Annotated in this window: 12 protein-coding genes; 7 read left to right on the plus strand and 5 right to left on the minus strand. The window is 46.9% G+C overall.

All coding sequences use genetic code 11. From position 1 onward, the window contains the following. From Q337_RS18650 to rimI, 4 genes are all read left to right on the plus strand, one after another. Positions 1-114: EF-Tu C-terminal domain-related protein (locus tag Q337_RS18650; protein ID WP_456059083.1), on the plus strand; the 114-nt coding region annotated here is incomplete at its 5' end. 348 nt (positions 115-462) lie between these two features. Beyond that, the gene (locus tag Q337_RS0111955; protein ID WP_051526868.1) at positions 463-1,293 is read left to right on the plus strand and encodes a metal-dependent hydrolase; all 831 of its coding nucleotides are present in this window, start codon (positions 463-465) and stop codon (positions 1,291-1,293) included. A 266-nt stretch (positions 1,294-1,559) separates the two neighbouring features. After that, positions 1,560-2,468 carry a metal-dependent hydrolase gene (locus Q337_RS0111960; RefSeq protein ID WP_026471786.1) on the plus strand — a complete coding sequence of 303 codons (909 nt, stop codon included), beginning with the start codon at positions 1,560-1,562 and terminating at the stop codon, positions 2,466-2,468. Between the two features lie 195 nt (positions 2,469-2,663). Beyond that, positions 2,664-3,149, plus strand: a complete 486-nt coding sequence (rimI, locus tag Q337_RS0111965) for a ribosomal protein S18-alanine N-acetyltransferase (RefSeq protein WP_034280271.1) — start codon at positions 2,664-2,666, stop codon at positions 3,147-3,149. A gap of 57 nt (positions 3,150-3,206) precedes the next feature. On the opposite strand, the gene Q337_RS0111970 is transcribed toward rimI, so the two are convergent. The 4 genes from Q337_RS0111970 to trxB all read right to left on the minus strand — a co-directional run bounded on the left by Q337_RS0111970 (position 3,207) and on the right by trxB (position 7,578). Then, complete coding sequence (locus tag Q337_RS0111970) at positions 3,207-3,983, minus strand: arginyltransferase (RefSeq protein WP_026471788.1); 777 nt, start codon at positions 3,981-3,983, stop codon at positions 3,207-3,209. Between the two features lie 51 nt (positions 3,984-4,034). Then, a complete protein-coding gene (gene aat / locus Q337_RS0111975; protein WP_026471789.1) occupies positions 4,035-4,772 on the minus strand; it encodes a leucyl/phenylalanyl-tRNA--protein transferase in 738 nt (245 codons plus the stop codon). 47 nt (positions 4,773-4,819) lie between these two features. Next, a complete protein-coding gene (locus Q337_RS0111980) occupies positions 4,820-6,391 on the minus strand; it encodes a class I SAM-dependent methyltransferase (protein WP_026471790.1) in 1,572 nt (523 codons plus the stop codon). A 200-nt stretch (positions 6,392-6,591) separates the two neighbouring features. Next, positions 6,592-7,578, minus strand: coding sequence for a thioredoxin-disulfide reductase (gene trxB / locus Q337_RS17640; protein WP_051526843.1), 987 nt, complete (start codon positions 7,576-7,578; stop codon positions 6,592-6,594). A gap of 351 nt (positions 7,579-7,929) precedes the next feature. On the opposite strand from trxB, the gene Q337_RS0111990 reads away from it, so the two are divergent. From Q337_RS0111990 to Q337_RS0112000, 3 genes are read left to right on the plus strand one after another with little or no spacing between them, the layout of a single operon-like run. After that, complete coding sequence (locus Q337_RS0111990; RefSeq protein ID WP_026471791.1) at positions 7,930-11,025, plus strand: DNA translocase FtsK; 3,096 nt, start codon at positions 7,930-7,932, stop codon at positions 11,023-11,025. Positions 11,026-11,038: 13 nt separating this feature from the next. Continuing rightward, positions 11,039-11,320 carry a hypothetical protein gene (locus Q337_RS0111995; RefSeq protein ID WP_026471792.1) on the plus strand — a complete coding sequence of 94 codons (282 nt, stop codon included), beginning with the start codon at positions 11,039-11,041 and terminating at the stop codon, positions 11,318-11,320. 49 nt (positions 11,321-11,369) lie between these two features. Further along, on the plus strand, positions 11,370-11,936 hold the full coding sequence (locus Q337_RS0112000) for a nucleotidyltransferase family protein (RefSeq protein WP_026471793.1): 567 nt from the start codon (positions 11,370-11,372) through the stop codon (positions 11,934-11,936). A 6-nt stretch (positions 11,937-11,942) separates the two neighbouring features. On the opposite strand, the gene Q337_RS0112005 is transcribed toward Q337_RS0112000, so the two are convergent. Then, positions 11,943-13,220, minus strand: a complete 1,278-nt coding sequence (locus Q337_RS0112005; RefSeq protein WP_026471794.1) for an MFS transporter — start codon at positions 13,218-13,220, stop codon at positions 11,943-11,945. Between the last annotated feature and the right edge of the window lie 198 nt (positions 13,221-13,418).

Raw genomic sequence — 13,418 nt, forward strand, 5'->3', positions numbered from 1 at the left:
CAGATGTCTGTTGAGCTGATCCACCCGATCGCCATGGACCAAGGTCTGCGCTTTGCAATCCGTGAAGGTGGCCGTACTGTAGGCGCCGGTGTTGTAGCTAAAGTAACTAACTAATTTTTAGTTTTTTGCTTCAAAAAAAGACGTCTTTAATGGCGTCTTTTTTTATGTCTATTAAAACCTAAATATTCAGTGCCTGATTAGTATAAAAAATAGCCATTTTGTGATAGTTTTTGCATTTTGAGTGAACAGTTGTCCCTAATTGACAAAAGGCTGGCCTATTTTGCACTACAGTAAAGTCGCTTGGTTTTTTATGATCAGGGTATAGGCAGTGTCGTCTTTCGACGTCAGCAAGAGGAAAATAACATGAACGCCACCGTGACTAGCCCAACAGTTAATACGCAAGTTGCTTCAAATAGCTCAATCAAGGCGAATGCCATCAAGGCCAGCTTTCCTGTACGTCGTATGGATTTTGAATTTAATCAGGTTCCTGAGTACTGGATGAACGGCTCTGCAGGCTTAACCCATTTTATGACTGCCTTGTCTGCCTTGTTTCCGGATGGTGAGAAGTTCTTTGTAGACAGTACCCGTGCGGTGCGTAATGATCCCAAGCTGGCTGACCCCTACATGCAAAAGGAAATCTCGGCCTTTATCGGTCAGGAAGCCATGCATTCCAAAGAGCACGTTGGGTTTAACCAGTCTGCCAATTTTTATGGTCATGATGTTAAAGGTCTGGAAAAGAAAACCAATACGGTAATCCAGACTTTCCGTAAAGGCTTTTTGAAAGTTGCCAAGCCTTTTGGCATTACACAGGAAATGATCGACCTGACTGCAACCACAGCGCTGGAGCATTTTACGGCGACTATCGCTTCCCAGTTACTGCGCAATGAAGAAATTCAGATCAAAATGACTGACGAAACCATGTACCGCTTATGGATGTGGCATGCTGTCGAGGAAAATGAACACAAAGCCGTTGTATATGATGTGTTTGAAACCCTGTATGGTCGTGGCCCGAAAGCCTATGTCCTGCGTAATACGGCGCTGGTTGTTGCGATGGCTGCCTTGTTTTGTACCCAGTCTTATTTTGTCTACAGCTTGCTAAAAAATGATAACAAGCTCAATGCCAAAGAGCTGAGCAGTATTTTCAAATATGGCTATAGCTTAAAGCATGGCATTATCACTGGCATGATTCCAGAGCTGGTTGATTATTTCCGTCCTGGTTTCCATCCCAATGACCATGACACCAATGCGCTGTTGGCCCGCTGGAAAGAAAAGCTGGGTTTTAACACTCATTAAGACATAAGCGTTGTACCTTTAATCACTTGTTGTGCTTTATAGCGGCTGATCATAGCCGCTTTTTTATTTAATAAAATTTAAAAACAGTCATTGAAATTTAAATTAAGGTAAATAATAAAACTCCTTTAGCGGCATAGTTTAGTTGTCCCTAAGTGATAAAACCCTGTCCTGTTTAGCACTAATTTTTATATTTAAATCTTCTATGATCAGAAATATAGTCGCATAAAGGTCATTGATAGAGGCCTATGCAAGCAGGAGGGAACATCATGAATGCCAAAGTATCTCCACAGCCTAATATACCCGCAATGCAAGGTGGTGTAGTCAAAGCCAGTTTTCCGGTACGTCGCATGGATTTTGAGTTCCAGCAGGTGCCGCGCTACTGGGCAGACCATGATGCAGGCCTAACCCATTTTATGACTGCCTTGTCTGCCTTGTTTCCGGATGGTGAGAAGTTCTTTGTAGACAGTACCCGTGCGGTGCGTAATGACCCCAAGCTGGCTGATCCCTACATGCAAAAGGAAATCTCGGCCTTTATCGGTCAGGAAGCCATGCACTCCAAAGAGCATCTGGCTTTTAATGCTGCAGCGCAGGCCTATGGCTATGACGTGCGCAGGCTGGAAAATATGACCGGTGCTTTGATCAAAAACACCACTCGCGTGGTAGGCAAGCTACTCAAGCCCTTTGGTTTTACGCCGGAAATGATTGGTTTAACTGGGACCTGTGCGCTGGAACATTTTACCGCGACTATTGCTGCTGAATTGCTGCGTAACCCTGACGTTCAGGCCATGTTTAAAGATCAAACCATGTACCGCTTGTGGATGTGGCATGCGGTTGAAGAGAATGAGCATAAGGCCGTGGTATTTGATGTGTATGCCACCCTGTATGGTCGTGGCCCGAAAGCCTATAGTATGCGTGCTGCAGCCATGGTGCTGGCTATGATATTTATTTTTATCACCCAATCCTATTTTACTGCGCGCCTGATGAAACAGGATAAAAAATTAACCTGGAAAGACACCAGATACATGATCAAATTCATGTATGGCCGCAAGGGTTTTATGACCCGGCAGATTCCTGAGCTGCTGGCATTTTTCTGGCCAAACTTTCATCCCAATGATTTTGACACCGATGCATTGCTAGCTCAGTGGAAACAAAAACTGGGATTTATCGCTGGCTAAATAAAGTTTGACTTAAATAACTCTGGATTAAAACGGTCAATCATTGGTTAAATTGAGCAAGCAGGACAAATTCATCAAGCGGTCAGCCAGACCGCTTTTTTTATGGGGTATAAACGCGCCTGTTATAGAGGGTAAAACACTGGGTTTCCAGTAATCGCTTAACTATAATCATGCTTTAAATTCTGGCGTATCGTTATGGCCGCTTTACTTCGTGCAATGACACTGGCTGATGTTCCGGCAGTTTATGCCATTGAACAACAGGTGCAAACCCATCCATGGAGCCAGCAGTTGTTTATGGATAGTATTGCCGCAGGTCATCACTGTACGGTGCTGGAACAGCAGGACAGGGGACTAAGCCAGATTGTCGGGTTTTGTATTTTACAGCCAGTGCTGGATGAAGCCAATTTGTTGCTTATGGCCATTGCCCCCGCCAGCCAAAAACAGGGTTTGGGCTATCAATTGCTTGAGCAATCGATTGATGGATTGGTGAAGGCACGTGCTAGCCAGGGCTGCAATATGATTTTTCTGGAAGTGCGGCAAAGTAATCAGGCAGCCATTGTACTGTATGAAAAACTGGGATTTGCCCAAATTGACCTGCGCAAGAATTATTATCCAACCAGTACTGGCAAGGAACATGCGGTCATTATGGCACTGACCCTGAGTATGGATTTTGCTCAATAAACAACTTAGAAAAACAGCAGGGCAGCTTGGTCGACTAACAAAAAGACACAGGCGCGGTTAATAGATCTGAATCATCTGGTTGACAGGCCCTAGGGACTTGCTGAGTTCCTCAATTTCCTGGTCACTTAAATGATCAGGCAGGCAAGTCCACTGGCCATTCATCAGCACTTCCAGCGCCGCAAATTGTGCCTTGTACTTCATTTTGGGAGCGCTGGGCACCCAATAACCCAGATACACATAGGGCAACTGGTTGCGTTTGGCCCATTCTATTTGCTGTAAAATGGCAAAAGTCCCCAGACTACGTTGTGGCAAATCGGGATCAAAAAAGGTATAAACCGCAGAAATGCCATCATCCAGATGGTCACAGGTAGCGACAGCCATCAACTGATCGCCCAGCCACATTTCCAGAAAAAAACTGTTGGTGCAGCTATCGACCAGAAATTTTTCAAACTGTTCACGACTTGGTGGATACATATCTCCATCAGCATGGCGTAGCCGGATATAGCGCTCATAGAGCTGATAATGTACATCGGTGGCATGATAGGTCGCCCGGGTTTCCAGCCTTAAGTCCTTATTGCGCTTTAAGGCTTTTTGCTGGCTACTATTGATTTTAAATGAGTCAACCCGAATGCGCGCAGACAGGCACTGGCGGCAATGATTGCATTCAGGGCGATAGACAAAATCGCCACTACGCCGAAATCCCTGGCGTGATAATTCAGAGAGCGTGACGGTATCAATCCGCTTGACCGGATCCAGAAATACCATGCGCGCGGCCCGCCCTTCAATGTAACTACACTGATGCGGCGGTGTAATGTAGTACTGAATGTCCTTCATGGTGGACTAATATAAACGGCCCTTTATCCGGTTAACATAATCCGATATGGCTTAGTGAATCAAGTCCAAAAACGCATCAGTTGTTAATATATATTGAGTGGGAAATGCCCGGGCTGTAAATGCTTGCCAGTTGGGTGGCACCTGCATGATGACTGTTTTAAGCTGCTGTAAAAATTCACGGCGCGGTAGGGTAGTAGCACCCAGACTCATCAGGTGATCATTGGGCAACTGACAATCGACCCAGGCAAAATCTGATGCAGCACACAGTTTCATCAAAAAGCAAAATGCCATTTTGGAGACATCAGTCTGGCGGCTAAACATGGATTCACCAAAAAATGCCTGGCCAATTTGCACGCCATATAAACCGCCCACCAGTTGTGTGCCTTCCCAGACTTCTACACTATGCGCCAGGCCAGCATCGTGCAAACCCGTATAGCCTGTAATAATGCCTTCGGTAATCCAGGTTTCCTGTGCATAGGCGCGTGGTTCGGCACAGGCGCGCACTACCTGCTCAAATGCATGGCTAAGGGTAATGGTATAGCGGTCTTTTTTGAGCTGGCGAATTAGAGATTTGCTGGGCTGAAATTGTTTTGGGTAAATAATGCAGCGTGGGTCAGGACTCCACCAGCAAATTGGGTCGTCCTTGGAAAACCACGGAAAAATACCGTGGCAGTAGGCTTCCAGCAAGGTAGAAGGCGACAGGTCGGCACCAATGCCAACAATGCCCTCACCTTGTGGATCAACCTGTTCGGGATCGGGAAACACAAAGCAGGACGCTTCAATGTTCATGTCTGGTTCTCAAATAATGCTTTCCATTTAAATAACCCATTGGCCTATCATTCTGGGTTGCCTGAGGCAGGCAGGATTTTAAGGGCACGCAGTAACGGAAAGGATTCATTTTTAAAGGTTGTAGCCAAAGTTTCCAGATGATGCAGATTGTCCTTATCGCCACTGAGCTTTTGCTGATTCTGGTCAATCATGACCAGGCCTTGAGATTTTAAGACCTCCCAGCAATAGCTGGCCCACTGGGTCGGCTGCTGTAAATTTTTTACCGTGTAGGCATACAGGAAGAGCTGGTGTACCCGGCCTACATTATAAGCTGCACCAAGCACCGGACTAGCCAGGACACTAATATTTGGACTAAGGTTAGCCTGGTTAATCAAATAGGCATTCAGGTTATCGCATTGCTGCTGTACCCGATTAATATGCTCAGGTGACTGGCAGGGACTAATAAAATTGGAACCCGTCATGATTCTGATAATATCAATAACCTGCTCATAATTTAGTGCAGTTAGTTGGCTTAACAGGTAGCCAATTGTCTTTGGTGCATAATCCGCTTGTGCCAGCAGCTCCAGAAACGGCTGATAGATTTCCGGCTTTAAATCAAAAGTCCCTGCATAGCCAGTAACCTGATTTGGAATATGATTCAGTGGAGTTAACAGGACAATAGAAGTACTGAGTAATCTATTTTTCTGTTCAGCAAGGGTCAGGGCAACAGCACCACGCACAAACAGGTCTTTACGGAACTGACGATTAAAAAAGTAATCGCGGGTTTGCTCGCGTAGAATTGGATTTTCAATTGTGGTCAAAAACTCCAGCGCTTCTGCACTTAGATTTATGGAGTTAACGTGAGTAATTAAATCAGTTGTACAGGCATATTGCAGTTTGCCTGCATCCAGCTGACGGTTCACATCGCGAAATGATAATGCCTGCCAGTTTAAATTAAAGTATTCGTGGGCCAGATAGTAAGGGTCTTTATTTTTAAGGTTATTAAGGGTAGTGATGACCTGAGGCATGGCTTTGACATACTGCGGCTCAAGATTAAACAAGGACTGAGTAAAATTCAGGGATTGCTGAATACGGGTAAGCACATTGGTTTCAGTGGTGCCAAGTTGACTATAGCTGTCAAACAGTTCTTTGATCGGTAATACTGCGCTAATGCCGGGTAAGCAGTTATAGCTTAAATACACGACACCGCCCGGTTTTAGATGCTGTTTAATAAAATCAATAATAATGTCCTGATTGTGCGAACTGATCCAGCTCCAGATGCCATGCAGGCTAATGCTGGAAAATTGGGGTAAATCCGAGCGTGCAAGCAGTTGTTCAAAACTGTCATCAAAAACCCGCGCTTGGCTCCCTGCTGCTACGGCCAGTTTATTGGCATGGGCTGCATGAGCTGGATTAAAATCAGTACCCATATAGGTGCCTGGTATGGCTGCAGCATGAATATTAAGACTTACGCCCTGGCCAAAGCCTAGCTCACAGTGAAAACTATTTTCATCGGCGGACAATGAATCATGGCCGGAAAGCAATAGGCAGAAATTTTGAAAGGTTGGACTTAGATCTTTGTAGTAACCATAAGTATAGGCAACATCAGTAACATAGCCATCGCTCCAGATATTTTGCATGTTTTTGAATCCTGTTTGTACTTTGCTATTAGAATAAGTCTATTGATAAAGTGACTATAGTTAAAAATACAGCGTAAACGGAAGCCTGTAAAACTGGAAATATAAAAAAACCGTGCATATCAGTGGATAAACACGGTTTTGTGGGTTGATCCTGATTAAGCCAGCAATGCTAAAACCAGAAATTAACCAGATTCAAGACTTTATACCTTAGGGGCTTCCAGCTCATCTTCGGTATGGGTTTCCAGCGCATCCAGGTATTTTTCAGCATCCAGTGCTGCCATACAGCCTGACCCTGCTGATGTAATGGCCTGACGGTAGATATGATCGGCCACGTCACCGGCAGCAAACACGCCCGGTATATTCGTCGCTGTCGCATTTCCCTGTGTGCCGCTTTGTACCTTGATATAACCATTTTCCAGATGCAGCTGGCCTTCAAACAAACCGGTGTTGGGCTTATGGCCAATCGCAATAAACACGCCCTGTACATCCACGGTTTGTTGCGTATCGCCAGCAGTAGATTGCAGACGAACCGCATTGACACCACTGTCGTTACCCAGAATTTCATCGATCTGGTTGTTCCACAGAATGCTGATTTTGCCTTCTTTTTCCTTGATGAACAGTTGGTCCTGCAAAATCTTTTCCGAACGAACCTTGTCACGACGGTGTACCAGGGTAACATGACTGGCAATGTTGGCCAGATACAGGGCTTCTTCCACAGCGGTGTTACCACCACCCACCACCATCACTGGCTGGTTTTTATAGAAGAAACCGTCACAGGTTGCACAGGCACTCACGCCACGGCCCATGTATTCTTCTTCAGACGGCAGGCCAAGGTATTGTGCCGTAGCACCGGTGGCAATAATCAACGCATCACAGGTATATTCGCCGTCATCACCCACCAGACGGAAAGGACGCTGCTGCAAATCCACTTCATTGATGTGGTCATACACCAGTTCAGTGCCAAAGCGCTCGGCATGTGCCTGCATGCGTTCCATCAATGCCGGGCCGGTTAAACCATGCGGGTCACCAGGCCAGTTATCCACTTCAGTTGTAGTGGTGAGCTGGCCACCCTGTTGCAGGCCGGTAATGATCACTGGCTTTAGGTTGGCGCGCGCTGCATACACAGCGGCACTATAGCCTGCCGGGCCAGAACCCAATATCAGTAGACGAATGTGCCGGGAACTCATGGTTATTCCTTTTTTCAAATGTTTTACGGTTGTTCGGAATTATACGGCAGATCATTGCAAATGCCAGAAAGGAATCACAAGAAAATACATATCATCATAATCGGTTTTCCCGTTTTGGCAGACTGGCATGACCCGATCAGTTGCAGTGCAATAAAGTGGCTATTTACATCCATCCGCTAGACGCCACAGCCAGAACAGGTCAAACTTGGGAGTTATACTGGCTTTTCGGTATGATGCCTTTTGGCACACTGTTTTGATAACATGCCTTGATAAAAAGTAGTGCGCAGGGGCGCATGATGAGCGCATGGTAATTATGGCTAATTGTAGCTGATACTTGGTGGTAGGACATTAATGAACCCAGCAGCGGGCGCATATGCGCAGCGAATTTTACTGACAGTATTTCTGGCATCGTTTGGTATCTATTTGCTGATAGCAACCATCACCTATACCCCGTTTGATCCGGGCTGGACGCATGTGTCCAGTGACACGCTCACGGTGAGTAATGCCAGTGGGGTTGCAGGTGCCTGGATTGCCGATTTGCTGTATGGATTTTTTGGCCGTGCAGCGTTTTTGTTGCCGGTTTTTATTCTGATTGAAGCGATTCAGCTGTGGTGGCCGCACAGTTTTTTAAGCCGTCCGTTCCGCTTGGCAGCCGAAGTGTTTTTGCTGATGATCTTGGCGGCCCTGTTTAGCCTGCACTGGCTGGAACCAGCAGATACCTTAAGCAATGCCTCTGGCGGGATTATTGGTTATGAAATTGGCCGTAACCTGCTGGCGCTGATGGGCATGATTTTATCCACGGTGTTTCTGGTTGTATTGCTGCTGGTGATGGTCACACTGGCTTTTGGTATTCGCTGGGACAAGACCATGGATGGACTGGGTAAAATTCCCGGCCTGTTACAGGAACTGTTTTACCGCAATGTGCCGGAACGTGAAGCTGCACCTGATTTAACCATTGCTGATTTTGATAACAAAAGTTTTTCCACTAAGAATACTCAACAATCTAGCACTACCCAGACCGCCAGCACCTCTGGTCAAGCTTCACCGGAAGAACTGGAACCGGCAGAAAATGCTTCAGAAACTATTACAGCTTTCAATCCAGCTACTGAACCTCAGGTGATTCAAAGCGGGGAGCGCTGGGCTGCCCATAGTGCACAACCTGCCACCGCAGCCACAACAGTGGGAACACTGGGGGCGGCAAGCACAGCAGCCGTTGTTGCGCCAACCGCAACCAGCACGCTGGATCATCTAGCCGAACTGGTACAAAAAGCCGATCATGTGCTGGCTGAAACCAACACGCCGATTAGCCTGTCCACCAATGAGGCCACGGCACAGGTGATCAATACCCAGATTGAACCCAGTTTTGCCTGGCAGGATAATGATCTGCTGGATGAGTTACTGGGCACGCCTGAAAAAACATTTGCTGCTCCAGCGCCTGATGCATTTACTGCGGCAACCATTACTCATGCAGCGACTGGAGTTGCGGTTTCGTCCGATGCACTCGAACGCACCCTGAATATTTTTGAGCAGTCCTTGGTAGTGAAGCCTGAACCTGCCAGCGCACCTAATGAAACTCATGAGGCAGTTCATGGCAAGGATACCGATACAGTACAGCATGGTTTACCAGAATCCCAATTTGCTGAAAACCATGTACGACAATCATTAGATTCAGCCCATAATACTGATGCACCGCTAACCAATGCTTTAACTGCTGCAAGCCCGCAAGCTGTGGCTCAGCCCACAATTATTCAGCCAACACCACCGGCACAGCGTCCGTCTACCGAAGAAGACATTGAAGCCCTAATCAAGGAGTTTGGGCAAAATGAAACCGATCAGCAGGATGCACTGTCACCTTATCCGGACCCGGCCGAGACGTACGATGAATTTGATGCACCATTAAACGATGCCACTGGCCGACCCATGTCGCGTGCCATGCAGGTCATCCAGCATCGTGCCACCCTGCCACCTTTGCCGGGTCTTGACTTGCTGGACTTGCCAGACCCCAGCCGCAAAGTGAGCTACACCGCCGAGCAACTGGAGCGTTTGTCCAAGCTGCTGGAAATCAAGCTACAGGAATTTAATGTCAAATCCAAAGTGGTCGAAGCCCAGCCCGGCCCGGTAGTAACCCGTTTTGAGCTGGAACTGGCACCGGGGGTAAAAGCTTCCAAAGTCACCAATATTTCCCGCGATCTGGCGCGCTCCATGTCGATGGCATCCGTGCGTGTGGTGGAAGTGATTCCGGGCAAGCCGTACATTGGCATTGAAGTGCCGAATACCTCGCGTGAAATGGTACGTCTGATTGAACTGCTGGAAACACCCACCTATCGCGATCCGGCAGGCATGATTACCATGGCAATGGGCAAGGACATTGCAGGTCGTCCGGTACTCACAGACCTTGCCAAAGCACCGCACATGCTGGTGGCAGGGACAACCGGTTCGGGTAAATCGGTGGCGGTGAATGCCATGCTGCTGTCCATGCTGCTGAAATATACTCCGCAGCAATTGCGTCTGATCCTGATTGACCCCAAGCAGCTTGAACTGGCTAACTATGGCGATATTCCGCATTTGCTGACGCCCGTGGTAACTGACATGAAAGATGCTGTCAGCGCGCTGAACTGGTCAGTCAATGAAATGGAACGTCGCTATAAGCTGATGACTTTTTTAAAAGTGCGCAAGATTGATGAATTCAACCGTAAGGTCAATGAGGCGATTGAGCGCGGTGAGGATTTGCTGGATCCGACTTGGAAGCCGCTGGATAGCGCCGTGCAGGACAGGGCACCACGCCTGCAACCCTTGCCACTGATTGTAATTGTGGCCGATGAATTTGCCGACATGATCATGCAAGTGGGTAAAAAAGCTGAAGAGTTGATTACCCGCCTTGCGCAAAAATCACGAGCAGCGGGGATTCACCTGATGCTGGCCACCCAGCGTCCTTCGGTTGATGTCATCACAGGTTTGATTAAAGCCAATATTCCAACCCGTGTGGCCTTACGCGTCAATAGCAAAATCGATTCCCGTACCATTCTGGATGGCGGCGGCGCTGAGGATCTGCTGGGTCATGGCGACATGCTGTTTTTGGCACCGGGCAAAATCGAACCGGAGCGGGTACATGGCGCGTTTATCAGTGATGATGAAGTCAACCGGATTTGTGATGCCTGGCGCGAGCGTGGCAGCCCAGATTATGTCGACGACATTTTAACGCCGTATGATGAAGATGGTGGCTCCAGCCGTGGTTTTGAATCCGAGGATGGCGGCAGCGCTGACCGTGACCCGATGTATGATCAAGCCGTGCAGTTTGTACTAGAAACCCGCAAATGTTCAGCTTCGGCTTTGCAGCGCAAGTTTAGCCTTGGCTATAACCGTGCCGCGCGCCTGATTGATAATATGGAAGACGCGGGCATCATTAGTCCGATGGGACCCAGTGGCAAGCGGGATATTCTGGTTTGATGGCTAACTGCATATGTCATACAGTAATTCTAAATATTTATCACAGGATCAGCTTTTTGAATTATTAGCTGATTTTGATGATACAGAAGATATCGAAATTATTTATATCAGATATCGGCAAAGGCAGGAAATTCATACTCTTGAAAAGATTTCTTTCAACAATTTAAAAGAATTAATAGTCAACGCTTTGGATGAAGGTCATATTTTTGGAGGGGATATCCAGATCAACCTTCTTGGCTTATCACAGAAACTCATCGGGCACCATGATGGTATATTTTGGCTGGCAGCATTGTAAACTTGTAGAGACAGGCTGATTGATAAAAGGGACGTTTTGGTTTAATTAGATGAACGAAGCCACATATCAAAAGCAACTGATCCAATGGCTTTTACAGGATCAGCAGCGTATGCAGATTTTGCAAATCGCTGCTGATTTTTGCGAGAACAATCATTTAACAGAATGGGGTCTGGCCGCAGGTTTTGTTAGAAATCTGGTCTGGGATCATCTGCATAATTACACTGATGCAACTGCACTGAATGACATTGACCTGATCTATTTTAATTCTGCAAACACTCTTGAGCACATTGACCTAAAGTTTGAGCAGGAATTAAAGCAGCGATTGAATATCAACTGGTCAGTCAAAAATCAGGCACGCATGCATATTCGTAATCATGATTTGCCTTATAAAAATATCGCTGATGCCATAAGCTACTGGCCCGAAGTAGAAACTGGTGTAGCTGTGTTGATACGTCATCATCAGATTGAAATAATTGCGCCTTTTGGCCTGGCCTCATTATTTAAAGGTCATATTAGCCTTAATGCAAAGAGGCCCAAACCTAAAGTATTCCAGCAAAGAATTCAGCAAAAAAGATGGCTGGCGCAATGGCCAAACTTGCAAGTTAAGCTGCGTTAAAACATCTTACTCTTTCACTTCAACCGGTTTACTGTGCTCCACATCAACATTTAATAAATCACGGGTTTTAAAATAGGTCAGCGCTGCCACTAGCAAAGTAATCGTGCCACCCAGGATAGTTGCTGGAATTACGGTTAAATAACGCGCTGCCACGCCGGATTCAAATGCGCCCAGTTCATTGCTGGATGACACGAACATACCATTCACCGCAGCCACACGACCCCGTAGGTTTTCAGGTGGAAAGATCTGCAAAATAGTTTGCCGTACCACCACGCTAATACTGTCAAAGGCACCGGTTAGTGCCAACGCCAATAGCGACAGCCACATGGTAGTGGAAAAGGCAAATACTAGCGTAAAAACTCCAAAGCCAGCAACGGCCAGCAACATATTGCGCCAGGCATGCTGAGTGGGCGGATACTTGGCCAGAAGCACCATCATCAACAATGCGCCAACTGAGGGTGCAGCACGCAGCAGGCCAAGCCCTTCAGCACCCACCTTTAAAATATCATCGGCATAAATGGGCAGCAGGGCAACCACACCGCCAAACAGCACCGACACCAGATCCAGCGAAATCGACCAGAAAATAATCTTGGTTTTAAAAATAAAGCGGAAGCCTTCACTTAAGCTCAGCAGCACACTGTCATGTTCAATCGGTGGAAAACTGCGGCGTTTAAGCAGAGCCAGCAGCACACTACACATCAGTAATAGACCCGTTACCAGATACAAAGTGGGATGTAAGCCCAGATAACCCAGCAACAAACCACCTGTGACTGGCCCCAGCACCACTGCACTTTGCCAGCCAATAGTTGTCCAGGTGGCCGCATTGGGGTAAAGGTTGCGCGGCACCAGAAAGGGTTTGAGAGATGTAACGGCTGGACTATAAAAACCACGAATGGTTCCCATCAGGAAAATAATGCCATATACCCCCAACGAGAGTTGCTGTGCAGTTAAATGGCCGTGCTCGTGACTACTAAATAGGGCTGATAATACCAGTGGCAAAGGCAGCGACAGCACCATGCAAATTTGCATAATAATCTGGCGGTTATAACGGTCAGCAAAATAGCCACCCCACAATGACAGTGCAATGAAGGGAATAGCTTCAGCCAGTCCAATAAAGCCTAGCACTAACGGATCACGCGTGAGGTGATATAGCGCGTAGGCCACAATAACTTCCTGCATCAAGATAGCCAGCGTCAGGCAAAACTGATTAATCGTCACAATGGAAAAATCACGGTGACGCAGGGCAGCAAAAGCGTCGTGTGGTGCAGCAGGTGAAGTAGACATTATTGAACGTGGGTACAAAAGCAATTCTGACGTCTATCATAAAAATTAAGCCAGACTTAAGATAGCGGTTTTTTTGGGTAATTCTGTTTAATACCAAGGTTAAGCATCAGCAATATGTCTTAGCCGTGAAACAAGAATTTCTGTATGAAAAGCCGTGCTTTTTTTTTATGCAAAAATCAATTAAACTATGCGCCCCCT

It is taken from the genome of Alkanindiges illinoisensis DSM 15370 (genome assembly GCF_000619845.1).
In the GTDB taxonomy this organism is placed as follows: Bacteria; Pseudomonadota; Gammaproteobacteria; order Pseudomonadales; family Moraxellaceae; genus Alkanindiges; species Alkanindiges illinoisensis.